Source organism: Micromonospora sp. NPDC050795 (assembly GCF_044456785.1).
In the GTDB taxonomy this organism is placed as follows: domain Bacteria; phylum Actinomycetota; class Actinomycetes; order Mycobacteriales; family Micromonosporaceae; genus Micromonospora.
In genome coordinates this window covers 93,824-118,200 of sequence record NZ_JBITGE010000020.1, presented here as the reverse complement: position 1 = coordinate 118,200, position 24,377 = coordinate 93,824, and the positions used below count along the sequence as shown (strand labels likewise).

The following is a 24,377-nucleotide window of genomic DNA, read 5'->3' as shown; positions in this document are numbered from 1 at the left end:
GCTCAGACCCGCTCGGGGGCGCTGATCTCCCGCAGGTGGCCGTCGGCCAACCGCAACCAACGCTGCACGCCGATCTCGGCGAGGAACCGTTCGTCGTGGCTGACCACCACGAACGCCCCCTGGTACGCCGACAGCGCGCTCTCCAGTTGACCCACGCTGACCAGGTCCAGGTTGTTCGTCGGCTCGTCGAGCAGCAGCAGTTGCGGCGCCGGCTCGGCGCAGAGCACACAGGCGAGGGTGGCGCGCAGCCGTTCACCACCGGAGAGCACCCCGACCGGCAGGTTCACCCGGGTGCCCCGGAACAGGAACCGGGCGAGCAGGTTCATCCGCTTGGCGTCCGGCAGGCTCGGCGCGTACGCGGCGAAGTTCTCCGCCACCGTACGGTCGAGGTCCAGCAGGTCCAGCCGCTGTGACAGGTACGCGATCCGCCCCTCGCCGCGTTTCAGCTCACCGCCGGACAGTTGCAGGTCACCGTTGACCAGGCGCAGCAGGGTCGACTTGCCGACGCCGTTCGCCCCGGTCAGCGCGATCCGTTCCGGCCCCCGGATCACCAGGTCGGCGCCGTCGCCGCCGAACAACTCCCGGTCGTCGAAGTGGGCCCGCATCCCCTGGCCGGAGAAGACGGTGCGCCCGCCCGGGACGGTGGTGTCCGGTAGCTCGACGGTGATCCGGTCCTCGTCGCGTACCGCCCGACCGGCCTCGTCGAGTCGGGCCTTCGCCTGACCGAGCCGGGACGAGTGCGTCTCCTGCGCCTTGCCCGCCGACTCCTGCGCGCTGCGCTTGAGCCCACCGGCGACGATCCGGGCCAGGCCGGCGTTCTTCAGGTTCTTCGAGGCGTTGCTGGCCCGCCGGTCGGCCCGTTCGCGGGCCTGCTGCATCTCCCGCTTCTCCCGCTTCACCTCCTGCTCGGCGTTGCGCAGGTTGCTCTCGGCCACCTCCCGCGCCGCCTGCACCGCCTCCGTGTACGCGGTGAAGTTGCCCCCGTACCAGCGGATCTCGCCCTGGTCGAGCTCGGCGATGCGGTCCATCCGGTCCAGCAGTTCCCGGTCGTGGCTGACCAGCAGCAGGCACCCGGACCACTCGGTGAGGACGTCGTAGAGCTTGTGCCGGGCCTCCAGGTCCAGGTTGTTCGTCGGCTCGTCGAGCAGTAGCACGTCCGGGCGGCGCAGCAGTTGCGCCGCCAGACCGAGGGAGACCACCTGGCCGCCGCTGAGGGTGTGCAGCCGGCGGTCGAGCGACAGCTCACCCAGGCCGAGGCGGTCCAGCTCCGAGCGGGTGCGCTCCTCGATGTCCCAGTCGTCGCCGATGGTGGCGAAGTGCTCCTCGGCGGCGTCGCCGGCCTCGATGGCGTGCAGCGCCGAGATCCGCTCGGCGACGCCCAGCACCTGCGCCACGCTCAGGTCGCCGACCAGCGGCAACGTCTGCGGGAGGTAGCCGAGCACACCGTCGACGGTGACGCTGCCGCCACTGGGCGGCAACTCCCCGGCGATCAGCCGCAGCAGGGTGCTCTTTCCGGCGCCGTTGGGCGCGACCAGGCCGGTACGACCGCCCGGGACGGTGAAGGACAGCTCCGAGAAGACCGGGGTGTCATCCGGCCAGGAGAAGGAAAGGTTCGAGCAGACAATGAACGCATCAGACATGCGAGTGACCTCAAAGGGTGGGGTGGGCGCGCCTCAGCCGCCCGACGACAACGGGAACCGGTGGAACGACAAATGGCCACGGCGGCTGCGCAGGAGGCGCGCCGAACCGATGGCCGAACACATCCGGTCTCACCCGGAGATGTCGTCGTCACCCGCCATGTCTGGTCTCCCTGGTCGTGTCAACAACCCCAACTCCGCCGAGTCTAACAACGGAGCTCCGTCCCGCCGCCGCAATAGGGAGCAGCACTACGTGTTCTATGGCGGCCCTCTCTCGACCGTCGATCTTGCACTTGCTGTTGCCAAAATGTCGCTATTGAGGTTGATGGTCCCGACAGAAAGTGCAAGATCGACGGATTGCTCAACGGGGTCGGTACTCGACCTCGGGGCGGCCCGGGGTGCCGTAGCGCGGGGTGCGGGCAGCCCGGTCGACGGTCACCAGATACTCCAGGTAGCGGCGGGCGGTCACCCGGGAGATGCCGGTCAGCGCGCTCACCTCGGTCGCGGACAGCCCGACCTCCGCGCGGGTGCCGTCGGTGAGTGCGGCGCGTACCCGATCGAGGGTCTGCGCGTCGAGCCCTTTGGGCAGGCTGTGCCCGGCGGTGCCGCGCAGGGTGGCGAACATCTGGTCCACCTCGTGCTGGGCGGCGACCTCGCCGTCGGCGAGCGCCTGGGCGCGGTAGTCGGCGTACCGCTCCAGTTTGTCGCGGAACGCGGCGAACGTGAACGGCTTGAGCAGGTAGTGGGTCACCCCGAGGGACACCGCGGTGCGCACCACCGCCAGGTCCCGCGCGGACGTCACCGCGAGCACGTCGACGCTGCTGCCGGCCGCCCGCAGCGCCCGGCAGACGTCCAGGCCGTGCAGGTCGGGCAGCCGAAAATCCAGGAGTACGAGGTCCACCTCGCCGCCGCCGCCCGCGCGCAGGGCCGCCATCGCCGCCCGCGCGGTGTGTGCCACCCCGACCACCACGAAACCGGGAACCCGTTCGGTGTACGCGCTGTGCGCCTCGGCCAGCAGCGGCTCGTCCTCGACGACCAGTACCCGGATGGCGCTCATGACCGCTCGATTCTGCCCGGCAGTCGAACGGTGAACAGGCTGCCGCCGTCGTCGGAGCGACCCACCTCGGCGCTACCGCCGTGCCGGCGTACCACCTGACCGACCAGCGCCAGGCCGAGACCCCGGCCGGTGCTCTTGGTGGACCAGCCGCGCCGGAACGCGTCGGCGACCCGCTCAGGTGCCAGACCGGGGCCGCTGTCGGCCACCCGAACCACCAGCTCGTCATCGGTAGCGCCGACGAAGACCCGCACCCGGCGCGGCGCCGGGGTGCCGGCCACCGCCTCCAGCGCGTTGTCGACCAGGTTGCCGACAACGGTGAGGAGATCTCCGGTCGGCAGCGGGCTGTCGTCGAGGCGGCAGTCCGGCTCGATGACCAGATCCACTCCACGCTCGCCGGTCTGTGCGGACTTGCCGAGCAACAGCGCCGCCAACGCCGGCTCGGTCACCGCGCCGACCACCCGGTCGGTCAACTGTTGGGCGAGGGCCAGGTCCCGGGTGCCGAGCCGGACGGCCTCGTCGGCGCGACCCAGCTCCACCAGCGTCAGCACGGTGTGCAGCCGGTTTGCCGACTCGTGGGTCTGCGCCTGCAACGCCTCGGTCAGCGCGCGCACCGAATCCAGCTCGCTGGCCAGGGTGCGCAGCTCGGTCTGGTCGCGCAGGGTCAGCACGGTGCCGAGCACCGCGCCCTCGAAGCGGGTGGTCCGCTGGTTGGCGACGAGCACCCGGTCACCGGCGACGATCGGCTCGTCGCGGGCGTCGCGGCCGGAGTCGAGCAGCTCGGCCGCCGCGGGCGGCAGGTCGATCCCGGCCACCGGCTGGTCGATGACGGGCGCGTCCGCGTCGAGCCCCAGCAGCCGGCGGCCCTCGTCGTTGACGAGCGCCACCCGACGGTCGGTGGTGAGCACGACGAGACCTTCCCGCACCGAGTGCAGGACGGCGTCGTAGTACTCGTACATCCGGGTCATCTGGGCCGGCCCCAGACCGTGCGTCTGGCGGCGGAGCCGGCGGCTGAGCAGCCAGGAGCCCGTCGCGGCGAGGGCCAGAGCCGGCGCGACCACACCGAACAGCACCGGCAACTGGCCGAGCAGCTTCTTGTCGATCGCGCGGGTGGTGATGCCCACCGAGACCAGACCGACGAGGCGTCGCTGCTCGTCGTACACCGGCACGACCGCACGCACCGACTCGCCGAGCGTCCCGACGTTGGTGGTGGTGAACGCGCGGCCCGCCAGAGCGGGCCCGATCTCGCCGACGAACGGCTCGCCGATCCGGTCCCTGGTCGGGTGCGAGAAACGGGTGCGGTCGGGGGCCATCACCACCACGAAGTCGGTGCCCGTCGCCTGCCTTGTCGATTCGGCGTACGGCTGGAGGACCTTCGCGGGGTCGACGGTCGTGAGGGCCGCGCGGACGTCGGGGGAGCCGGCCACGGTCTGCGCCACCGCGAGCACCTCCTCCTGCGCGGCCTGGCGGGAGTCGCTGCGGGCCAGCCAGACGGCACCCGCCGCGCCGGCCAGCACGAGCAGCGTCACCACCATCGCCTGGAGGGCGAAGAGTTGCCCCGCGATGCTCCACTGGCGTCGGGCCACCTCCACCACCCTCCTCGTCGCGCCACCGTTTCCGCCGACGCGGTGAACAGAATGACCGCAAGGCTGTCAACGGGTGAGACGCGCTTCACATTGTCGACATGGACACCACCGCATCCGCCACCACCCCGGCACCGGCGGTCCGCCGGGACCGTACCCGTTACCTGTATCTGGCCGTCATCGTGGCCGTGGTCGCCGGCATCGTGGTCGGCCTGGTCGCCCCCGATTTCGGCAAGGAACTCAAGCCGATCGGCACCGGCTTCGTCAACCTGATCAAGATGATGATCAGCCCGGTCATCTTCTGCACCATCGTGCTCGGCGTCGGCTCCGTACGGCAGGCCGCGAAGGTCGGCAAGGTCGGCGGCCTGGCCCTCGGCTACTTCCTGACCATGTCGACGGTCGCGCTCGCCATCGGCCTGGTCGTCGGCAATCTCATTCACCCCGGTTCGGGCCTGAACCTCGGCCCGGATCTGGTCGGCTCCGGCAAGGCCGCCGCCGGTGACGAGGCCGCCGGTACGGCCGAGTTTCTGCTCGGGATCATCCCGACGACGCTGCTCTCCTCGCTCACCGAGGGCAAGGTGCTCCAGACGCTGCTGGTCGCCCTGTTGGTCGGCTTCGCCGTGCAGGCCATGGGCCGGCGGGGTGAGCCGGTGCTCAGCGCCATCACCGTCATCCAGCGGGTCGTCTTCAAGGTCCTTGCCATGATCATGTGGCTGGCGCCGATCGGCGCGTTCGGCGCGATGGCCGCTGTGGTCGGCGCGACCGGCGTGGACGCCCTCAAGAGCCTCGCCCAGATCATGGTGGGCTTCTACGCCACCTGTCTGATCTTCGTGCTGGTGTTCCTGGGCGCGCTGCTGTGGTTCGTGGCCCGAATCTCGATCTTCTCGCTGCTGCGTTACCTGGGCCGGGAGTTCCTGCTGATCCTGTCGACCTCGTCGTCGGAGTCGGCGTTGCCGCGGCTGATCGCCAAGATGGAGCACTTCGGTGTGAGCAAGCCGGTCGTCGGCATCACGGTGCCGACCGGCTACTCGTTCAACCTGGACGGTACGGCGATCTACCTGACCATGGCGTCGCTGTTCATCGCCGACGCGCTGGGCAAGCCGTTGGCCGTCGGCGAGCAGATCTCGCTGCTGCTGTTCATGATCATCGCGTCGAAGGGTGCCGCCGGGGTCACCGGCGCCGGGCTGGCCACGCTGGCCGGCGGCCTCCAGTCGCACCGCCCGGACCTCGTCGACGGGGTCGGGCTGATCGTCGGCATCGACCGGTTCATGTCGGAGGCTCGGGCGCTGACCAACTTCGCCGGCAACGCGGTGGCGACGGTACTGGTGGGAACCTGGACCGGCGAGTTCGACCGGGAGCGGGCGACCGCGGTGCTGAGCGGCAACGACCCGTTCGACGAGGCCACCATGGTCGACGAGCACGACGACGAGGCGGCGTCCCGCCCCGACGAGAAGGAGTCCACGCCTGCCGGAGCCCCGGCCTGATCCATGGCGTGGACCGGGCTCGCGGTGGCGTCGGCCGCCACGATCCCGGTCCACGCCGTGGTCTCGTCACAGGGGACGCCGATGCCGACGTTGACGCGGTCGGTCTGGCCGTTCGACGTCACGATTAGTGGTACGCAGGCGGCCTGCGCGACCCAGGTGCCGCCGACGAAGGCCAGCCACTGAGCCTGCCCACCCTCCGGCGCGCAGGCGTGCACGGTCACGGCCGCAGCGGGCGTGTCGGTGCCGCCCCAGCCGAGCCGCGCCTTGTCCTGCCACCCCGGTGCCACCCGCAGGTCGACGACTGTGCCGGCACGGACGACGAGCCCCCATTTGGCGAACAGTCGCGCCGCCGGATCGGCCTCCCCGGAAGTCTCGGCCGACATCACGGGGGCGTCGGGCACCGCCACGTCTTCGCCCACCAGCCGGTAGCCCGCCGGCGGTGCTGGCAGCGTGTCGACCGATCGCGTGCACGGCGACCCACCAACGCTGGCACCCGTCGACGGCGCCGCACGGTCGGCCGGTGGCGTGGTGTGCCGGCGCGAGTCACCTGCCGATGTGCAGGCGGACAGGACCATCACCAGGCTCAGGAAGCCCCACCAGGCGGTCGGCCTGTTCCGGCTGCCCGCCCCGGGATCTGGAAGGGCTGGGACGCGCGGGGGCCGGGTCGCACCGGCATGGGCACTCATCCGACATTCATAGCTGGTGGCCGAACCTGGCGCGGTCCTGAACGGCGGGGCTCGCCGCCTATCTGATCACGGCAGCCGGGCGCCAGGCAGAAGTTGGCGGGCCAGCTGAGCGCTGACGGCAGGGGCGTCGTCGCCAAACCCGCCGCCGGTGGCGAGGCGCAGTGAAGAATGGTGGGCCGGGGAGGGGTGCCGCGACGAACCGGGGGGAGCGGTAATGCTCGCAACCAGCCTCCTTGGCCGGCTTCGCCGCCGTGACCCGGGTGACGCCGTCCTGCGGCGCGCGGTCCGGCTGACGCTCGTCGCGTCCGTCGTCTTCTACGGCTGCCGGTACGGCGCGGGCAGCTCGACGCTCGCCACGTACGGGTTGTTCGGCACGATCGCCGCCGGGTCGTTCGCCCAGCTACCTGGTCCGGCGCCGCAACGGGCGCGGATCCTCGTGCTGTCGCTGCCGGTGGTGTGGGCGCTCATCGCGGTGGGCTCGCTGTTGGCGTGGAGCACCTGGGCGGCCGCCGGTGGCATGCTGGTCGTCGGGTTCGTGGTGGCGTTCGCCGGGGTCGGCAACCCGCGCCTGGTGGGGTTGGCCAGCGCGTTCCAGCTCTTCTACATCCTGGCGTCGTTCCCGCCGTACCAACCCGACACCCTGCCGGAGCGACTCGGTGGGGTGACCCTCGCCGTCGTGCTGCTCGCCGTGGCCGAGGTGTTCCTCTGGCCCGACCCGGTGCCGGTCTCCTACCGGCAGCGCCTGGCCGAGGCGGCCGACGGCGTCGCCGCCTTCATCGACGCCACCGCCAAGCGGCTGACCGGCCCGCACCCCGCCGTGGGTGATCAGGATGCGCGACGCGAGCGGGCGCACGACGTGGTGGCGGCGATCGCGCTGAACCGCAGCCCTCCGGCGTGGGCGCCCACCGCTGCGGGCGCTCAGGATCGGGCGTTGCGGATCTGCGGGGCAGCGTTACGGGAGGTGCTCGCCGACGCGGACCGGTTGGTGGCGGACGCCCCGCCGGAGCCGATCCCGGACCTGGCAGCGGCGCGTCTGCTGCGCTCGTGCGCGGACACCACCCGCGCTGCCGGCCGGAGCCTGTCTCCGGGTGCCCCGGGGGTGGCCCCGGCCGACCTGGACCTGGCGGTCGGACGAGCCGAGGCGGCGTACCCGGTGGGTTCCGGCCAGGTCCGCGACGCGCCGGACGTACCCCGGTTGTGTCGGGACGCGACGGCGCTGGCCCTCGCGGACCAGGTGCGGGTCTTCGTCGTCGGTTCCCGGGTGGCGACCGGGGCGCGGCTCGGCGGCGACGATGATTCCTCGGAGCTGTTCGCGTACGCCCGGCGCAGTCCGTGGACGCTGTACTGGTGGCAGTTCCGCTCACACCTGGCGCCGCGCTCGGCCCACCTGCACAGCTCGCTGCGGCTGGCCGTGGCGCTCGCCATCGCCCGGGTGGCCGCCGGGGTGTTGGAGCTGACCCACGGTTTCTGGGTGCTGCTGGCCACCCTCACGGTCCTGCGCACGTCCGCCGCCGACACCCGCACGGCGCTGCGACCGGCCGTGCTGGGGACCATCGTCGGTGCGGCCGTCAGCGGCGGGGTGATGCTCGTCGTCGACGAGCCGATCGTGTACGCCGTCGTCCTGCCGGTCACCCTGCTGCTGGCCTTCGGCGTCGGCCGGCTGCTCGGCCCGGTGTGGCAGCAGGCGCTGTTCACAGTGCTGCTGACAGTCGTCTTCGCCCAGCTCAGCCCGGAAGGTTGGCGGCTCGCCGAGGCGCGCCTCGTCGACGTGCTGCTCGGCGCGGTGATCGGCGTGCTCGCCGGGGTGGCGATCTGGCCGAGCGGCGCGGGCCACGACCTGCGCCGCAACGCCACCCGCTACCTGGCGGCCAGCGCGGACGCTGTCGAACAGACGGTCCAGGCGATCCTCGGTGACGCTCCGCCGCCCGCGGGCGCCCTCGACCGGGTCCGTCGCCGGATGGTCCTCATCGACTCGTCGTACTGCCAGTACCACTCGGAGCGGCACGATCCGCACCGGCAACAGGTGAACTGGGACGCCGTGCTGAGCGCCGGGCACCACGTCGTGCCCGGAGCGGAGTCGCTGCTGCGGCGCAACCCGCCCGGCTGCCTCGCCGGCTGGCCCGGGGCGGCGACGCTGCTGCGGGACTCCGCCGGACGCCTGCGATCGGCGTACGACGCCCTCGCCGAGGACGTCGCCCACGGCCGGGCATCGGACCGGAAGCCCGTCTCGACCACCTGCGTCGACCAGCTGGACCGGATCCGTCCGCTCCTCGGCGAGGCCGACCATCAGTCGGTCCGGCACCTGGTGGAGGTCGACCGGTGGCTCGCCGGCCTCGCCGACAGCCTCGCCCGGATCCACCCGCCTGCCGCTGGCGGGCCGACCGGCCATCGCGACAAGCCCTGACGAGCCGCGTCGTCGCCGCTCGGCGCTCGGCGCTCGGCGCTCGGCGCTCGTGGAGCAAGTCAGGGCGACCGCGTCCTCGGGCTGACCATCGACGGACTGCGAGCTGCGCCTGCTCACTGAGCAACCGCACCCCGCCCCGCAGGGTGCTCGCGAGCGTGATGACTGTGAGTCATCTTGATGCCTCACAGTCATCACGCTCTTCAGGGATTGATGCCCTACTGACGCAGCTCGGAGCCCCGGGAGCGCGCCACAGGTCGCCGAGCCCCGGGAGCGCGCCACAGGTCGCCGATTGGTCGTGCCCGTCGCGCGTCGTTCGGCATAGCGTCGAGGGCATGGAGATCGAGCAGGCGCAGAAGCTGTGGAAGCCGGAACCGGGCTGGTTGAACACCGCCAGTTACGGGTTGCCGCCGGAGCCGGCGTGGGCGGCGTTGCAGGAGGCTCTCGCGGTCTGGCGGGTCGGTCGTACGTCGTGGGAGGGCTGGGGCGAGTCGACGAGCCGGGCTCGGGTCACCTTCGCCGGCCTCATCGGGGTGCCGGTCGCTGACGTGGCCGTCGGCGTGGCGGTGTCCCAGCTCCTCGCGCCGGTCGCGGCGGCGCTGCCGGCCGGTGCCACGGTGGTGGTCCCCGAGGTCGAGTTCACCTCGAATCTCTTCCCCTGGCTGGTCCAGGAGGAGCGTGGCGTCACGGTCCGCACGGTGCCGCTGGGGTCTCTGGTCGACGCCATCGACGCCGATACCGACCTGGTGGCGTTCAGCCTGGTGCAGTCGGCCGACGGGGCGGTCGCGCCGTACGACGAGATCGTGGCCGCGGCCCGCGCGCACGACGCGCTGGTGGCGGTGGACGCGACCCAGGCGTGCGGCTGGCTGCCGTTCGACGGCAGCCGGGCCGACGTGGTGGCGGTGGGCGGCTACAAGTGGCTGATGAATCCGCGCGGGACCGCGTACGCCTATCTGGCCCCCGGGTTGCGCGAGCGGCTGCGCCCCGACGCGGCCGGCTGGTACGCGGGCCGTGACCCGCACGCCTCCTACTACGGCCCGCCGCTGCGGCTGGCCGACGACGCCCGCCGGTTCGACATCTCACCGGCCTGGTTCAGCTGGGTCGGTGCGGCGCCCGCCCTGGAGGTGGTCGCCGAGATCGGCGTGCCGGCGATCGGGGCGCACAACGTGGCGCTGGCCAACCGCTTCCTGACCGGGCTGGGCCGGGCGCCGGGGGAGAGCGCCATCGTCAGCGTGGACGTGCCGGACGCGGAGCAGCGTCTGGCGGCGGCCGGCATCCGGGCGGCGGTGCGCGCCGGCCGGGTGCGGGCCTCGTTCCACATCTACTCCACCGAGGCCGACGTGGACGCCGCGTTGACGGCGTTGACCGGCTGAACCTGGTGCCGAGGACGGCCGGGCGTCAGGCCAGGTGGCCACCGATCTTCGTGTACCCGCGCAGCAGGTCCCGCGAGATGATCAGTCGCTGCATCTCGTCGGTGCCCTCGAAGATCCGGTAGAGCCGGACCTGCCGGTACCAGCGTTCGATCGGCAGCTCCCGGGTGTAGCCCATGCCGCCGTGGATCTGGAGCACCCGGTCGACCACCCGGTTGACCATGCCGGCGCCGTAGAGCTTGCCCATCGACGAGGCGTGCCGGGGGTCCAGGCCCGCGTCGACCGTCCACGCCGAGCGCAGCACCAGCCAGCGGGCGGCCTCCAGCTCTGTCTCCGAGTCGGCGATCATCCACTGGATGGCCTGGTTGGTGCCGATCTTCGTGCCGAAGGTTTCCCGGGTGTTGGCGTACTCGATGGCCATCTGCAACACCCGCTCTGCGATGCCGATGGCGTGCGACGGGATGGTGTAGCGCCCCTTGCCGATCCACTCCATGCCGAGCGTGAAGCCCTGCCCGATCTCACCGAGGATGTTGCGGTGCGGCACGCGTACGCCGTCGAAGATGAGTGACGCGGGCCCGCCCTCACCCATGGTCTGGATGAACTCCGAGCGCCAGCCCATCGACCGGTCCACCAGGAACGCGGTGGCGCCGCCGTTGCGGGCGCCCTTCTCCCGGTCGGTCACGGCGACCACGATGGCGAAGTCGGCGTCGTGACCGCCGGTGATGAAGGTCTTCTCGCCGTCGAGGATCCAGTCGTCGCCGTCGCGGCGGGCGGACAGCCGGATGTTGGCCGCGTCGGATCCGGCACCCGGCTCGGTGATCGCGAAGCAGGAGCGTCGTTCGCCCTCGATGGTCGGGATGAGGAACTCCCGCTTCTGTTCCTCGGTGGCGTGGAACAGGATGTTGTCCGCCTCGCCGCCGAAGCGGAACGGCACGAAGGTCCGGCCCAGCTCGGTCCAGATCAACGACTGGAGTACGGCTGGCAGGTTCATCCCGCCGTACTCCTCCGGGGTGGCCAGGCCCCAGAAGCCGAACTTGCGCGCCTTCAGTTGCAGTTCGCGCACCTCGGAGTGGTCGAGGCCCGGCTGGTGCGCCCGTTCCCGGCGGAGCACCTCCGCTTCCAGGGGCATCACCTCGCGGGTGATGAACGCGCGCACGGTGTCCCGGACGGCGCGTTCCTCGTCGGACAGTGCGAAGTCCACGGTTCCCCCTCGGTCGGCGTGGTGGTGCGCCGCCACGGGCCGTAGCGGTCCCTCATAAACTAGCGGTGTAAGTTTTCATTCGTCCAGACCCCTCCTCCGGCCGACGTGGTGACGCCCGTCCGCAGGTGGTCCCCGATAGGGTGCGTGAACAGGTGGTTCCCACGGGGAGGGACACCGCAGACCGAGGAGTTCTGACGTGCCCCGACCTCGACGGCCTCTGCTCACCCGCGACCGGATCGTCGAGACGGCGCTCGCGCTGATCGACGCCGACGGGCTCGACGCGCTCTCCACCCGCCGACTCGCCGCCGCGCTCGGCGTGCAGGGTCCCTCGCTCTACAACCACTTCGCCACCAAGGACGAGATCCTCGACGCGGTCGCCGACACGGTCACCGGTGCCGTCGACACCAGCGGCTTCGCCAGCCGGGACTGGCTCGCCGCGCTGCGGGACTGGGCGTGGTCGTACCGGCGGGCGCTCACCGCGCACCCGAACGTCGTGCCGTACCTGGCGCAGGGCCCGGGTCGTCGACCGGCGGCCCTCGCCATGGCGGACGCGGTCTACGGAGGGCTGGTCCGGGCCGGTTGGCCGCCGGCCCGGGCCACCCACATCGGCGCGGCGCTGCGCTACTTCGTGGCCGGGTCGGCGCTCGGCTCGTTCGCCCGCGGTTTCGTCGAGGACCCCGAGCTGTACGCGGCGCACTACCCGCACCTGCGCCAGGCCCACCGGCTCGCCGAGCACCAGCAGAGCGTGGACGAGGGAGCCTTCGCCCTGGGCCTGGATGCCCTGCTGCACGGTCTGGCCGCCGAGTACACCCGCAGCGTCGACACGGTGGAGTCCACCCGGCCCAACGGGTAGCGTCCAAACTCCCAGCGCTAGTTTCATCGCCCGTCGCGACCCCATCGCCCACCCCCTCGAAGGGACGACATGGACCTCGCCGCCCCGCCGTCGCTGTTGCCCGACTCCCTGCGCCTGCGGCGTCACCTGCACGTCGGCGGGGAGTGGACTCCTCCTGCCGACGCCGGCCTCCTCGACGTGGAGAACCCGAGCACCGGGGAGCTGATCGGGCAGGTGCCGGCCGGCACCCCGGCCGACGTGGATCGGGCCGTTGCCGCGGCCCGGTCCGCGTTTCCCGGCTGGTCGGCCGCCACCCCCGCCGAGCGCTCCGCCCACCTCGACCGGCTGCACGCGGCGCTCACCGCCCGCGCCGACGACCTCGCCCGCACCATCGCCGTCGAGCTGGGATCTCCGCTCAAGCTCGCCACCCGGGTGCAGGTCGGGCTCCCCCTGACCGTGCTGCGCGACCACGTCGCGCTCGCCGCCCGCGCGCCGGTCGAGGAGAGCATCGGCAACTCCCTCGTCGTCCGGGAGCCGATCGGCGTGGTCGGCGCGATCACCCCGTGGAACTACCCACTGCACCAGGTGGTGGCGAAGCTCGCACCCGCCCTGGCCGCCGGCTGCACTGTGGTGCTCAAACCCAGCGAGCTGACCCCGTTGACCGCGTACCTGCTCTTCGACGCGGTCACCGAGGCCGGCCTGCCGCCGGGCGTGCTCAACCTGGTGCCCGGCACCGGGTCGGTGGTGGGTGAGGCACTTGCCGGGCACCCCGACGTCGACCTGGTCTCCTTCACCGGCTCCACCGCCACCGGTGCGCGAATCATGCGGCTCGCCGCCGACCGGATCGCCCGGGTCGCGCTGGAGCTGGGCGGCAAGTCCGCCAACGTGATCCTCCCCGACGCCGACCTGGCCACCGCCGTCAGGGTGGGCGTCGGCAACGCCCTGCTCAACTCCGGGCAGACCTGTACCGCCTGGACCCGAATGCTGGTGCACCGCGACCGGTACGACGAAGCCCTCGACCTGATCGCCGCGGCGGTGGCCGGCTACCGACTCGGCGACCCGTTCGATCGGGCGACCCGGCTCGGCCCGCTGGTCTCCGCCGCCCAGGCCGAGCGGGTGCGGGGCCACATCGACCGGGCCCTCGCCGACGGCGCCCGGCTGGTCGCCGGCGGGCCCGACGCCCCGGTGCCGACCCGGGGGCACTTCGTCGCCCCGACCGTCTTCGCCGACGTGCACCCCGACAGCGCGCTCGCCCAGGAGGAGGTCTTCGGCCCGGTGCTCGCCGTCATCCCGTTCGCCGACACCGACGAGGCGGTCGCCATCGCCAACAACTCGAAGTACGGGCTGGCCGGCGCGGTCTGGTCCGCCGACACCGACGCGGCGCTCGCGGTGGCCCGGCGGCTGCGTACCGGCGCCGTCGACATCAACGGCGCCCCGTTCAACCCGCTCGCCCCGTTCGGTGGCTACAAGCAGTCCGGCCTGGGCCGGGAGTTGGGCGTGCACGGGCTGGCCGAGTTCTGCGAGCTGAAGGCGATCCAGCGATGACCGGTCCCGAGCTGTCCCCGGCCGTGCCCGCAGGCCGTCCCGACCTGTCCCCGGCCGCGCCGGGTGGCGGCACCGGACCGGCGTCCGCGCCGGTCATCGTTCGCGCGTTGGTCGCGCGCGGTTCCGGCGCCGAACTGCGGGTCGAGCGGGTACGCCTGCCCGCGCCCGGCCCCGGCGAGGTGCGGGTGACGATCCGGGCGGCCGGTGTCTGCCACTCCGACCTGTCCATGGTCAACGGCACCCTCGCCGCGAGGTTCCCGCTGGTGCTCGGGCACGAGGCGACCGGTGTGGTGGCCGAGGTCGGGCCGGGCAGTCAGCTGACCGTCGGCACACCGGTGGTGCTCAACTGGGCTCCGGCGTGCCGGGCCTGCTGGTGGTGTCGGCGTGGCGAGCCGTGGCTCTGCGCCGACACCACGGCCCCGACCGTGTCGCGCGGCGAGACCGACGACGGGGTCCCGTTGCACCTGACCCTCGGCCTCGGCGCGCTCGCCGAGGCGGTGGTGGTACCCGAGCGTGCCGTCATTCCGATCCCCGCCGGGCTGCCGCCCGAGCAGGCCGCACTGCTCGGCTGTGCGGTGCTCACCGGCGTCGGTGCGGTCCGGAACACCGCCCGGGTGACACCCGGCGAGTCGGTCGCGGTCGTCGGGCTCGGTGGGGTCGGGCTCGCCGTGCTCAGCGCGGCCCGCCGGGCCGGTGCCACGACCATCCTGGCCATCGACGTCGCCGAGGCGAAACGGGACCTGGCGCTCGCCGCCGGCGCGACCGACTTCCTGCTCTCCGACGACCGGCTTTCCAAGGAGGTACGGGCGCGCACCGAGAGCCGGGGCGTCGACCACGCCTTCGAGTGCGTCGGTCGGGCCGCCACCATCCGCGCCGCCTGGCGGCTGACCCGGCGCGGGGGAGCGGTGACAGTGGTCGGCATGGGCGCCAAGGACGACATGGTCAGCCTGGGCGCGCTGGACATCTTCCACTCCGCGCGCACCCTGCGCTCCTCGGTGTACGGCTCGTCCGATCCGGACCGGGAGGTGCCGGTGCTGGCCGCCGAGCTCGCCGATCGCGCACTTGATCTGGGTGTGCTGGTCAGCGGGACGATTCCGTTGGACGACGCGCCCGCCGCGTTCGACCGGTTGGCCCGGGGCGAGGGCGCCCGCTGGGTGGTCACCCTGGATTGAGCTGGCGCCTCACCCGATCAGCGTGATGCTGCCGAGCCCCCGGGGTCGATCGCGAGGGTCGACCCCGGGTACCTGGGGCCAGACGCCCAGGCTGACCCCGGGTGGGGCCAGCCTGGGCGTCCCAGTGACGAGAACCGGACGACTGATCAGAAGGGTGGGGCGTCCTCGCCCATCAGCGCCAGCACGACGCCACCCTTGCCGCTCTTGAGGCCCTGGACGACGACTTTGCCGGTGCTGCCGTCGGGCAGCTCCAGGGTGAAGGTCTTTCCGACCGCGTTCTTGGGGCCGTTTCCGGCGCTGTTGGCAGGTCGGAAGTCGCCTGCCCAGGGCGGAATTCCGCCCCTACGGGCCGGCTCGGCGAAGAGCGCGGCGGTGCCGGGGGTCCTGGTGCCGTCTGAGGAAAGGAGCACTGAGGCGCTGCGGAAGGTAGCCATATGTGCAAAGGCTAACCCGGACAACGCCGATCGCGGCGGCACAGGTGCCCCGTGGCGGCGATTCGGTCGACTTCTGGCCGACCCGCCAGTGGTGGGCCGGCCTCGGATCACTTGCCGGTGACGATGCCCGGGTTGATGCAGAGCCCCGGGTTCGCACCGTTCTTCTCCGCGATCTCCAGACAACGTGTCACCTTGTCGACCTTCGCGTTGGTCTCGGTGATCTGCTTGGAGATCTCGGCGTTCTTGCGGTCCTGCTCCAGGTTGCGGGTCTGCGCCAGCTTGTCCTGGAACGCCTTGATGTTGCCCTCGGTCTTGTCGTCGTGGTTCACCCGGGTGATGGTCACCGAGAGGATGTCGACGTCAGTGGTGAGGCGCGCCTCCGCGCTGGTCTTGATGTTCGCGGAGAACGGCTTCAGGTCGACGTTGAGGTCGCCGGTCTGGGCGTCGATCTTCTCCAGCGGGTTGTACGCGGCGAAGGCGTCGTTGACCGCGCTGTCCAGCTGCACACCCACCCGCTGACCCCGGAAGCTGCCGAAGTCGCCCTTGTAGTCCATGAACTGCTTCGGCGCGTTCTCCGGCTTGACCTGCCATTCGACCAGCACCTCGACGCAGGCGTCGGCGAGGGTGCCGGTGCGCACGCGGACGCAGTTGTTGCCACCGATGTGGTCGTACTTCTGGCGGCCCGCGTCCCACTCGCCGACCTTCTGCCAGGGCGCCACCCACTTCAGGCCCGAGCCGGTCACCTTCCCGGTGGGCTTGCCGAAGCTGGTGACGATGCCGACCGAGCGGATGGGCACGGAATGGGCGCTGGAGGCGACGCCGACCACCAGCGTGAGGGCGAGGAAGCCGAGCGCCGCGAGGGCGGCCATCCGCTTGAGTGGCCGTGCGGGAGCGACGAGAGCGACGACGGCGCTGACCGCCAGGGCGACGGCGAAGACGATCGCCATGGTGAAGCCGACGGGCATGGGGTGGAGACCTTCCGGTGGGCTGTGTGGATCATCAACCTAGGGGGTCCGGTCAAGTCGCGGAAATTGTGCGACGGCGCATCCGTCGTGCGCACGTCGAGCGAACACCCGGGTAGAGAACGTCTACCCGGGGGTACGTCTGGTGCTGACCGATCCGATGTCGGCGGAGGCCGTGGAGATCGCGCGCAAGCAGGTTTTGCTGGCGGCCGAGGACCTGGACGCCAACGGCGTCGCGACGCTGGTGCTGGAGTTGGTCCAGGCGTGGGGCGTGCCGGCGCTGTGGGATCAGGTCTGCCGGCCGCTGCTGGCCCGGCTGTCGGGGCGTACCGCCGCCGAGATCGTCATCGAGCACGCCCTCTTCGAGGGCGTCCGAGTCGGGTTGGACGCGTACCGCCGGGAGCCGGGCCGGTCACTGCCCGCCGGCGGGTTGTTGCTGGCCGGTGCCGAGAAGGAGGCGCACAGCCTGGGTCTGCTGGCGCTCGCCGCCGCGTTGCGCGAGCAGGGCCGCGGCTGTCTGAACCTTGGCCCCGCGCTTCCCTGGTCCGCGCTCACCAGTGCGGTGTACCGGGCCCGTCCGCGCACCGTCGTGCTCTGGTCGCAGACGCCGCTGACCGGCCGCGCGTACCGCCTGGTGCGCTTCGCCCGGGACTTTCCGCGCCTTCGGGTGTACGGCGCGGGGCCGGGCTGGATCGAGCCGCTCAGCGGTCCGGCGGTGCGTCTCGGCACGTTGACGGAGGCCGTCGACGCCTGCCTGTCGGTCGCGTCCGGGCGTGATGCCCACCACATACGATACGGATCGGTGCCGTATCGTTAATGCGCGTCGTAGGCTGATCCGCGTTACGAGTCTGACCCGTATCGTATTGCGTCTCGGGTGACAAGCGTGGGGGGAAAGCCAGGCATGGAGCTGCACAACAACACCGGACACCCGAGGCGGTGGGCGATCCTGGGGGTGCTGGTGATCAGCCTCCTCGTGGTCGTCCTCGACAACACGATCCTCAACGTCGCCCTGCGCACCCTGGCCGACCCGGTGCACGGTCTCGGCGCCAGCCAGGGCGAGCTGGAGTGGTCCATCAACTCCTACACGCTCGTCTTCGCCGGGCTGCTGTTCACCTTCGGAGTCCTCGGCGACCGCGCCGGCCGCAAGCGCTTCCTGATGATCGGACTGGTGCTGTTCGGCCTGGCGTCGCTGCTCTCCGCGTACGCCCAGAGCCCCGGACAGCTCATCGCGGCCCGCGCCCTGATGGGGGTCGGCGGCGCGGCCATCATGCCGGTGACACTGTCGATCATCTCCAACGTCTTCGACCCGCGCGAGCGTGGTCGGGCCATCGGTGTCTGGGCCGGCGCGGTCGGTCTCGCCGTGGCGATCGGCCCGATCCTCGGCGGCGCGCTGCTGGAGCACTTCTGGTGGGGCTCGGTCTTCCTGATCAACGTGCCGGTGGTCGCCGCCGGCGTGGTCCTGGTGGCGCTGCTGGTCCCCGAGTCGCGTGACCCGCGGCCCGGCCGGATCGACGTACTCGGCGTGCTGCTCTCCGTGGTCGGCCTGGTGGCCCTCTCCTACGGCATCATCGACGGCGGCGAGCACGGCTTCGACCGCCCGGTGGCCTGGGGCTCGATCCTGGTGGGCATCGCGGTGCTGGCCTGGTTCGTGCAGCACGAGCGGCGCAGCGACCACCCGTCGCTGGACGTCCGACTGTTCAAGGTGCCCCGGTTCGCCGCGCCGGTCGCCATCGTCGGCCTGGTCTTCTTCGCCGCGATGGGCTCGATGTTCTTCGGCTCGTTCTACCTGCAACTCGTACGCGACTACAGCCCGTTGCAGACCGGCCTGCTCTTCCTGCCCTTCGCCGGCGCCCAGCTGGTCTTCGCGCCGCGCAGCGCCGCGATGGTCCGCCGCTACGGCGGTAAGGCCGTCGCCGCCGTCGGGTTGGGGTTGACGGTGGTGTCCCTCGCTGCCTTCGTCTTCATCGGCGCCTCCACCCCGATCTGGATCGTGCTGCTGGTCTTCCTCATCCAGGGCGCCGGGATGGCCAACATCATGCCGCCGGCCACCGAGTCGATCATGTCGGCGCTGCCCCGGGAGAAGGCCGGTGTGGGCTCCGCGGTCAGCAACACCATCCGCCAGGTGGCCGGCGCGCTCGGCGTGGCCGTCCTCGGCTCGGTGCTCTCAGCGGTCTACCGCAGCGACATCGGTGACGCCCTGACCGGTCTACCCACCCAGGCCAAGGACGCGGCCAACGAGTCGATCTCCGGGGCGTACGCGGCGGCGGGCCAGCTCGGCCCGGCGGCGCCGGGTCTGATCTCGGCGGCCAACGACGCCTTCGTCACCGCCATGCACTGGGCAGCCGGGCTGTCCGCGGTGATCGCCGCACTCGGGATGATCGTGGTGCTGCGCTGGATGCCGGGCAAGGAGGACGCGAGCGTCGCCCCGGCGGCGCCGGTCGCCGAGCCTGAGTTGGCCGGCACGGCATAGGTCCGGGAAGAATGACGGAAATGACGTCCACTGCCGATGCTCCGCGGTCGCCCGGTCGACCGCGGAGCATCCGCGCCGACGAGGCCATCATCGAGGCCACCCTCGACCTGCTCGCCGAGGGCAGCACCATCGAGGCGCTCTCGATCGAGGCTATCGCCGCCCGCGCCGGAGTCGGCAAGGCCACCATCTACCGGCGCTGGGCCGGCAAGGACGCGTTGCTGCTGGACGCGTTGCGCCGCCTCAAGGGCGTCATGGCCCAGCCGGCGGGCCACTCCGTCCGCGACGACCTGGTGCTGCTGGTCGGCGCGATCGGCAAGAACGTCGACCCGCGGGCAGCCAAGATCATGCCCTGCCTAGCACCCGCGGTGAACCGCAGCGCCGACCAGTTCCAGCTCTACCAGAACATCATCTCGCCCCGACGGCAGCTGATGCGCGAGGTGCTGCGGCGCGGCATCGACGAGGGGGTGCTGCGCGCCGACATCGACGTCGAGGTGACGATGGCGCTGCTCACCGGGCCGATGCTGATCCAGCGGGTGCTCCAGTGGAACCCGGACCTGGACGAGCAGACCCTGCCCGAACGGGTCGTCGACGCCGTGCTGGAGGGCATCCGGGCCCGCTGACGCCGCGCGTTCGGTCGGCGCGTTCGTGCCCGGCTGAGGCTGGGCGTCTGCCCGCCCGCTGATCGCCGCGTGCTCGGTCGACGGCGTTCCTGCCGCCGGCCGGCCTCGGTCAGCCGGCCGGTGCGCGCAGTCGGTGCAGGCGCAGCGCGAGTTGCACCTCCAGCGCCCGCTCGGGCCGCTGCCAGTCGACGCCGAGCAACTGCCCGACCCGCTCCAACCGCTGGGTCACCGTGTTGACGTGCACGTGCAGTTGCTCGGCGGCCCGGGCCAGGCTGCCGCCCACACCGAAGTACGCCTCCAGCGTCTTCACCAGAGCCGTACCGCGCCGAGCGTCGTAGTCGAGCACCGGCCCGACGGTGGCGGTGAGAAACTGGTCCACGTCCTTCTCGCCCCGGTCACCGACCGTGCCCAGCAACAACCCGACGAAGCCCAACTCCACGGTGCTCGCGCCCTGCCCGGCGCGGCCCAGCGCGCCCAGCGCCGTCAGGCACCGGTCCGCCTCCTGAAACGTCCCGGCCAGCGCCGACGGCGTGTCCGACGGGCCACTCGCCCCGGCGGTCACCGGTCGACCGGTCACCCGGGACAGGTCCCGGGCCACCGCGCGGGCGCTGCCGCCCGCGTCCAACCCCGGCAGCATCAGCACCACGCGGCCGTCGCGCGCCGCGGCCAGCCCGCCGCGCGCCGACGCGTACGTGGTGGCCCAGGACAGCACCCGCTGCCGAGCCGAACCGGTCGCGGCGATCGCGTCGTCGCCCACCGCCACCAGCACGTGCGGCGCGTCCAGGTCCACCCCCAGCCGACGGGCCCGACTGCGAAGCGCGTCGGTGTCGCGCAACGGGCGGGCGATCAGGTCGTCCAGCAACTCGCCGCGCACCCGTCCCTCCGCCTCCGCGACCGTCCGGCGGAACAGCAGCAGCAGCGCGGTCACCAACGCGGCCCGCTCCAGGATGCGCTGGTCGGCGTCGACCAACTCGTCGTCCGGGCGCAGCACCAGGGCGCCCAGGTTCTCCGCGCCCGCCACCACCGCCGCGTACCAGAGCGGACCCCGACGTACGCTGCGCCCCTCGGTCCGGGACGCGGCCACCGCCTCGACGATGTCCGCGCGGTCCGGCTCCTCGATCTCACCCACCCGGGCCAGCAGGCGGCCCTCGGCGTCCAGCGCCAGCAGCGCGCCGCCCAGCACCTCGGTCACCGCAGCTGCCACGTCCTCCACGCCGCCGCCGCGCAGCACCAGCGCGGTCATCCGGTCGTGTGCCGCGGCGGCCCGCTCCACCGAACTGCTGTGCGCCCGGATGGTGGTGTTCGCCGCCGACAACTCGGCCAACGCCGAACGGGTCTCGGTCAGCAGCCGGGCGGTGTCGATCGCCACCGCGGCGTGCGCGGCCAGCGACACCAGCAGCGCCACCTCCTCCCGAACGAACGGCCGGGCCGAACGGTTGGCCGCGTAGAGCACCCCGATCGAGGTCGACCCGAGCCGCAGCGGCACCCCCAGGATCGCCACCAGACCCTCCTCGCCCACCCCGGCGTCGATCTCGCCGGTGTGGTGGAAGCGCGCGTCCTCGCCGTAGTTGGCGGTGACGTACGGGGCGCCGGACTGGGCCACCAGGCCACCGAGACCGGCACCCATCGGCAGGCGCAGCCGCTGGAAACGGGCCGAGACCGACCCGTCGGTCACTCGCATGTAGGTGTCGCCACGTTCGTCGTCGTTGAGCGTCATGTACGCCACGTCCGCGCCCAGCAGATGACGGGCCCGGTGCACGATCGCCCGCAACACGTCGTCCAGATCGCGCAGCCCCGCCAGGTCGCTGACCGTGTCGTACAGGCCGGACAGCTCGCTCTCCCGGCGGCGGCGACGCTCCAGTAGCGCGCGGACCCGCAACGCCACCGACTTGGCCTGCTCCAGCTCGGCCAGCCGGTCCGGCGGCAGCCCGGCGGCCCGCGCGGCCACCAGGGGTCCCTCGAACTCGACCGCCGCGGCCTCTCGGGCGAGCAGCTCCAGGAACTCCACCGGCGAAGACATGGTCGACATTGTGCTCAGCCCCACTAGTTGGCCGTCCAGCCCCCGTCGAGGGCGATCGACGCCCCGGTGATGAACGCCGCCGGCGGCGAGCAGAGGTACGCCAGCAGCTCGGCCACCTCCTCCGGCTCGATCAACCGTTTGATCGCGGCCCGGGCCAGCATGATCTTCTCGATCACCTCGGCCTCGTCGATGCCGTGACTGGCCGCCTGGTCGGCGATCTGGCTCTCCACCAGCGCGGTACGCACGTACGCCGGGTTGATGCAGTTGGCGGTGACGCCGTGCGCGGCCCCCTCCAACGCGACCACCTTCGACAGCCCCTCCAGGGCGTGCTTGGCCGAGACGTAGGCCGCCTTGTACGGCGAGGCGCGCAACCCGTGCACCGAGGAGATGTTGACGATCCGCCCCCAGCCCCGCGCGTACATGTGCGGCAGCGCCCGGCGGATCAGCAGGAACGGCGCCTCGACCATCACCCGCTGGATGTACTCGAACCGCTCGACGGGAAAGTCCTGCAACGGTGCGACGTGCTGGAGCCCGGCGTTGTTCACCACGATGTCCACGTCCACGTCGAGCGAATCCACCGCCGCGGCGTCGGACAGGTCCACGCCCTCGGCCCGGCCCCCGGCCTCGGCGGCCACCGCCTTGGCCGCCTCCAGGTTGCGGTCCACCACCAGCACCTTGGCGCCGGCCGCGCCCAGCCGCAGGGCGCACGCCCGCCCGATGCCGCCGCCGCCCCCGGTCACCAGGGCGGTCCGACCGGAGAGGTCGACCTGTACGACGTGGGGGACCACCACGGGTTCTGCCGTCATGGCGCAAGAAGTTACGAGCTGTGTGCTCCCCGGCACATGGGCCAGCGACACATACTCCGTACCAAAGCTGTGTGGCCCACCCGCCCTCTGCAACCGCTCCCACCTACCGCCCCCTTCCGCCTCGCCTCGTCTCGTCTCGCCGCCTCGCCTTGCCGCCTCATCTCGCCGCCCCGCCCGCCCGGCCCATCCCGTCTCGCCGCGCCTTGTGCCGCGCGGTCCCGTCTCGCCGCCCCGGCCGGGCCTCGGACCGCCCCTGCCGGGCCTCGGACCGCCCCTGCCGGGCCTCCCGCTGCCGGCACTGGCCTCTGCCGCAGCCCGCCACGCCGCGCGCCGCAAGATCGCGCAACATCCTGGATGTAGTGGCATCCCGGCGCGCCGTGGCCACTAAATCCTGGATCGAGCGTGACCTTGACGGCGGTGGGCGCCGAAGGCCGCTCCCGGCCACTCGGAACGGCGTTTGTCGTCAAGATCCGCGCAATAACAGGGATGTTGCTGTCTCTCGCGCGCCGGAGGCAGCAACATCCGGCAAGTTGCGCAGATCTTGGGGCGAGGGTGCGGGGCAATTGCGGACGTGCGGGCGTGGGGCGCGAGGTGCGGGGCGCGCGAGGTGCGGGGCGCGTGGGGCGCGGTGGGGTGGGGCGCGGTGGGGTGGGGCGCGGTGGGGTGGGGCGCGGTGGGTGGGGCCGCCGGCTCGTCCCTGTCGTGCGGGGGATGACGCGCGGGGGTGGCGGGGGATGATGCGCGAGGCGGGGGGCGGGTGGGGCCTGCGGGGGGTTGCGGGGCGCGCGGGCCGCGTTGCGTGGGGGTGCGGGCGCGTGGGGCGCGCGGGGGCGTGCGGGTGAGACGGCGTTGGGCGCGTGGGGCGTGAGGGGGTGGGGTGTGGGAGGGCGTGTCCCGTGGGGCTGGTGGGAAGGGCGCCGGTTAGGGTGTCGAACACACGTACTGCTGATGGCTGGGGAAGGGGCGGCGTGCGCGTGCTCGGCGTGGACCCGGGGTTGACCCGGTGCGGGGTGGGTGTGGTCGAGGGTGTGCCCGGCCAGCCCTGCACCCTGGTCGCCTACTACGTGGTCTACACGGACCCGGCCGACGACCTGGCGTTGCGCCTGTTGCACCTGGACCGGTCGCTGAACGAGCTGGTCGCCGAGCATCAACCGGAGAGCGTTGCCGTCGAGCGCGTGTTCAGTCAGCACAACGTTCGTACCGTGATGGGCACCGCGCAGGCCAGTGGCATCGCCGTGCTGGCCGGGGCGCGGGCCGGGCTGCCGGTGCAGACGTACACCCCGAGCGAGGTGAAGGCCGCCGTGACCGGCTCCGGTCAGGCCGACAAGGCGCAGATGACCGCGATGGTGACCCGGCTGTTGCGCCTGGCCGAGCCGCCGAAGCCGGCGGACGCCGCCGACGCGCTGGCCCTGGCCATCTGCCACGTGTGGCGCGGCGGGACCCGCTCCAAGCTGGCCGCCGCGGCGGACCGGGCACGACGAGGAGGAGCGCGATGATCGCCAGCGTGCGCGGCACGGTGACCGCGACGGGTCCGGACCAGGCGGTGATCGAGGTCGGCGGGGTCGGGCTCGCCGTGCACTGCGCCCCGGGGACCCTCGCGGAGCTGCGGGTCGGCCAGGTCGCCCGGCTCGCCACCAGTCTGATCGTGCGGGAAGACTCGCTGACTCTGTACGGCTTCGCCGACGACGACGCCAAGTCCCTGTTCGAGCTGCTCCAGACCGCGAGTGGTGTCGGCCCGCGACTGGCCCAGGCGGTGCTGGCGGTGCACACCCCGGACGCGGTACGCAAGGCGATCGCCAACGCGGACACGGCCGCCCTGACCCGCGTACCCGGGATTGGCAAGAAGGGCGCGGAACGTCTGGTGCTGGAGCTACGTGACCGGATCGGCCCGGTGCCGATCGGCGCCGACGGGGCGGCGGGGGTGACCCGCGGCAGCTGGCCCGACCAGGTCCGGCAGGCGCTGGTGGGGCTGGGCTGGACGGCCGGGCAGGCCGATCAGGCGGTGGCCGCGGTGGCGGAGTCGATCGAGGGTGAGACCCCGCCGGTGCCGGTCCTGCTCAAGCAGGCCATCCGACTGCTGGGCCGCACCCGATGACCGCC

The 24,377-nt window shown here is 72.2% G+C and carries 19 protein-coding genes; 11 read left to right on the top strand and 8 right to left on the bottom strand.

The genetic code is table 11. The features are described 5' to 3' along the window. Positions 1-2: 2 nt before the first annotated feature. From abc-f to ACIBEF_RS19255, 3 genes are all read right to left on the bottom strand, one after another. Entirely contained in the window at positions 3-1,640 is a 1,638-nt protein-coding gene (abc-f, locus tag ACIBEF_RS19265; RefSeq protein ID WP_396794584.1) for a ribosomal protection-like ABC-F family protein, read from the bottom strand. Between the two features lie 358 nt (positions 1,641-1,998). Beyond that, a complete protein-coding gene (locus ACIBEF_RS19260) occupies positions 1,999-2,694 on the bottom strand; it encodes a response regulator (protein WP_396794583.1) in 696 nt (231 codons plus the stop codon). Beyond that, a complete protein-coding gene (locus tag ACIBEF_RS19255; RefSeq protein WP_396794582.1) occupies positions 2,691-4,277 on the bottom strand; it encodes an ATP-binding protein in 1,587 nt (528 codons plus the stop codon). The genes ACIBEF_RS19260 and ACIBEF_RS19255 overlap by 4 nt, the downstream gene beginning before the upstream one ends. Before the next feature lie 98 nt (positions 4,278-4,375). On the opposite strand from ACIBEF_RS19255, the gene ACIBEF_RS19250 reads away from it, so the two are divergent. From ACIBEF_RS19250 to ACIBEF_RS19240, 3 genes are all read left to right on the top strand, one after another. Then, a complete protein-coding gene (locus tag ACIBEF_RS19250; RefSeq protein WP_396794581.1) occupies positions 4,376-5,758 on the top strand; it encodes a cation:dicarboxylate symporter family transporter in 1,383 nt (460 codons plus the stop codon). 900 nt (positions 5,759-6,658) lie between these two features. Further along, positions 6,659-8,848: an FUSC family protein gene (locus tag ACIBEF_RS19245; RefSeq protein ID WP_396794580.1), complete on the top strand. Its 2,190-nt coding sequence runs from the start codon at positions 6,659-6,661 to the stop codon at positions 8,846-8,848. 332 nt (positions 8,849-9,180) lie between these two features. Further along, the gene (locus ACIBEF_RS19240; RefSeq protein ID WP_396794579.1) at positions 9,181-10,218 is read left to right on the top strand and encodes an aminotransferase class V-fold PLP-dependent enzyme; all 1,038 of its coding nucleotides are present in this window, start codon (positions 9,181-9,183) and stop codon (positions 10,216-10,218) included. Positions 10,219-10,243: 25 nt separating this feature from the next. Here ACIBEF_RS19240 and ACIBEF_RS19235 read toward each other — a convergent pair whose 3' ends face one another. Beyond that, complete coding sequence (locus tag ACIBEF_RS19235; RefSeq protein WP_238670770.1) at positions 10,244-11,416, bottom strand: acyl-CoA dehydrogenase family protein; 1,173 nt, start codon at positions 11,414-11,416, stop codon at positions 10,244-10,246. Positions 11,417-11,612: 196 nt separating this feature from the next. On the opposite strand from ACIBEF_RS19235, the gene ACIBEF_RS19230 reads away from it, so the two are divergent. The 3 genes from ACIBEF_RS19230 (at position 11,613) to ACIBEF_RS19220 (ending at position 14,965) form a co-directional block, all read left to right on the top strand. Beyond that, positions 11,613-12,269: a TetR/AcrR family transcriptional regulator C-terminal domain-containing protein gene (locus ACIBEF_RS19230; RefSeq protein WP_396794578.1), complete on the top strand. Its 657-nt coding sequence runs from the start codon at positions 11,613-11,615 to the stop codon at positions 12,267-12,269. Between the two features lie 69 nt (positions 12,270-12,338). After that, on the top strand, positions 12,339-13,793 hold the full coding sequence (locus tag ACIBEF_RS19225; RefSeq protein ID WP_396794577.1) for an aldehyde dehydrogenase family protein: 1,455 nt from the start codon (positions 12,339-12,341) through the stop codon (positions 13,791-13,793). Beyond that, positions 13,790-14,965, top strand: coding sequence for an alcohol dehydrogenase catalytic domain-containing protein (locus tag ACIBEF_RS19220; RefSeq protein WP_396794575.1), 1,176 nt, complete (start codon positions 13,790-13,792; stop codon positions 14,963-14,965). The genes ACIBEF_RS19225 and ACIBEF_RS19220 overlap by 4 nt, the downstream gene beginning before the upstream one ends. 146 nt (positions 14,966-15,111) lie before the next feature. Here the strand turns inward: ACIBEF_RS19220 and ACIBEF_RS19215 are convergent, their stop codons facing one another. Together ACIBEF_RS19215 and ACIBEF_RS19210 are read right to left on the bottom strand one after the other, a co-directional pair. Next, entirely contained in the window at positions 15,112-15,399 is a 288-nt protein-coding gene (locus ACIBEF_RS19215) for a hypothetical protein (protein WP_030488337.1), read from the bottom strand. 107 nt (positions 15,400-15,506) lie between these two features. Further along, positions 15,507-16,364 carry an SPFH domain-containing protein gene (locus ACIBEF_RS19210; RefSeq protein WP_396794573.1) on the bottom strand — a complete coding sequence of 286 codons (858 nt, stop codon included), beginning with the start codon at positions 16,362-16,364 and terminating at the stop codon, positions 15,507-15,509. A gap of 142 nt (positions 16,365-16,506) precedes the next feature. Here ACIBEF_RS19210 and ACIBEF_RS19205 point away from each other — a divergent pair, with 142 nt between their 5' ends. The 3 genes from ACIBEF_RS19205 to ACIBEF_RS19195 all read left to right on the top strand — a co-directional run bounded on the left by ACIBEF_RS19205 (position 16,507) and on the right by ACIBEF_RS19195 (position 19,451). Then, positions 16,507-17,178: a transcriptional regulator gene (locus ACIBEF_RS19205; RefSeq protein ID WP_396794571.1), complete on the top strand. Its 672-nt coding sequence runs from the start codon at positions 16,507-16,509 to the stop codon at positions 17,176-17,178. A gap of 84 nt (positions 17,179-17,262) precedes the next feature. Next, complete coding sequence (locus ACIBEF_RS19200) at positions 17,263-18,831, top strand: MFS transporter (RefSeq protein ID WP_396794593.1); 1,569 nt, start codon at positions 17,263-17,265, stop codon at positions 18,829-18,831. An 11-nt stretch (positions 18,832-18,842) separates the two neighbouring features. Then, complete coding sequence (locus ACIBEF_RS19195) at positions 18,843-19,451, top strand: TetR/AcrR family transcriptional regulator (protein ID WP_357233019.1); 609 nt, start codon at positions 18,843-18,845, stop codon at positions 19,449-19,451. A 109-nt stretch (positions 19,452-19,560) separates the two neighbouring features. Here ACIBEF_RS19195 and ACIBEF_RS19190 read toward each other — a convergent pair whose 3' ends face one another. Beyond that, a complete protein-coding gene (locus tag ACIBEF_RS19190; RefSeq protein WP_396794570.1) occupies positions 19,561-21,480 on the bottom strand; it encodes a helix-turn-helix domain-containing protein in 1,920 nt (639 codons plus the stop codon). Between the two features lie 14 nt (positions 21,481-21,494). Then, positions 21,495-22,277, bottom strand: coding sequence for a 3-hydroxybutyrate dehydrogenase (locus tag ACIBEF_RS19185; protein WP_124817383.1), 783 nt, complete (start codon positions 22,275-22,277; stop codon positions 21,495-21,497). 968 nt (positions 22,278-23,245) lie between these two features. Here ACIBEF_RS19185 and ruvC point away from each other — a divergent pair. Further along, positions 23,246-23,773 (top strand): crossover junction endodeoxyribonuclease RuvC, encoded by a 528-nt coding sequence (gene ruvC, locus ACIBEF_RS19180; RefSeq protein WP_396794569.1) that lies wholly within the window; start codon positions 23,246-23,248, stop codon positions 23,771-23,773. Then, positions 23,770-24,372, top strand: a complete 603-nt coding sequence (ruvA, locus tag ACIBEF_RS19175) for a Holliday junction branch migration protein RuvA (protein WP_210784947.1) — start codon at positions 23,770-23,772, stop codon at positions 24,370-24,372. The genes ruvC and ruvA overlap by 4 nt, the downstream gene beginning before the upstream one ends. Positions 24,373-24,377 lie beyond the last annotated feature (5 nt).

What these genes read in the sequence shown, in the direction of transcription:
- ACIBEF_RS19220 (WP_396794575.1), top strand. Translation starts at nt 13,790, where the DNA reads ATGACCGGTCCCGAGCTGTCCCCGGCCGTGCCCGCAGGCCGTCCCGAC.
- ACIBEF_RS19190 (WP_396794570.1), bottom strand. Translation starts at nt 21,480, where the DNA reads ATGTCGACCATGTCTTCGCCGGTGGAGTTCCTGGAGCTGCTCGCCCGA.
- ACIBEF_RS19200 (WP_396794593.1), top strand. Translation starts at nt 17,263, where the DNA reads ATGGAGCTGCACAACAACACCGGACACCCGAGGCGGTGGGCGATCCTG.
- ACIBEF_RS19215 (WP_030488337.1), bottom strand. Translation starts at nt 15,399, where the DNA reads ATGGCTACCTTCCGCAGCGCCTCAGTGCTCCTTTCCTCAGACGGCACC.
- ACIBEF_RS19245 (WP_396794580.1), top strand. Translation starts at nt 6,659, where the DNA reads ATGCTCGCAACCAGCCTCCTTGGCCGGCTTCGCCGCCGTGACCCGGGT.
- ACIBEF_RS19250 (WP_396794581.1), top strand. Translation starts at nt 4,376, where the DNA reads ATGGACACCACCGCATCCGCCACCACCCCGGCACCGGCGGTCCGCCGG.
- ACIBEF_RS19240 (WP_396794579.1), top strand. Translation starts at nt 9,181, where the DNA reads ATGGAGATCGAGCAGGCGCAGAAGCTGTGGAAGCCGGAACCGGGCTGG.
- abc-f (WP_396794584.1), bottom strand. Translation starts at nt 1,640, where the DNA reads ATGTCTGATGCGTTCATTGTCTGCTCGAACCTTTCCTTCTCCTGGCCG.
- ACIBEF_RS19225 (WP_396794577.1), top strand. Translation starts at nt 12,339, where the DNA reads ATGGACCTCGCCGCCCCGCCGTCGCTGTTGCCCGACTCCCTGCGCCTG.
- ruvA (WP_210784947.1), top strand. Translation starts at nt 23,770, where the DNA reads ATGATCGCCAGCGTGCGCGGCACGGTGACCGCGACGGGTCCGGACCAG.
- ACIBEF_RS19195 (WP_357233019.1), top strand. Translation starts at nt 18,843, where the DNA reads ATGACGGAAATGACGTCCACTGCCGATGCTCCGCGGTCGCCCGGTCGA.
- ACIBEF_RS19260 (WP_396794583.1), bottom strand. Translation starts at nt 2,694, where the DNA reads ATGAGCGCCATCCGGGTACTGGTCGTCGAGGACGAGCCGCTGCTGGCC.
- ACIBEF_RS19210 (WP_396794573.1), bottom strand. Translation starts at nt 16,364, where the DNA reads ATGCCCGTCGGCTTCACCATGGCGATCGTCTTCGCCGTCGCCCTGGCG.
- ACIBEF_RS19185 (WP_124817383.1), bottom strand. Translation starts at nt 22,277, where the DNA reads ATGACGGCAGAACCCGTGGTGGTCCCCCACGTCGTACAGGTCGACCTC.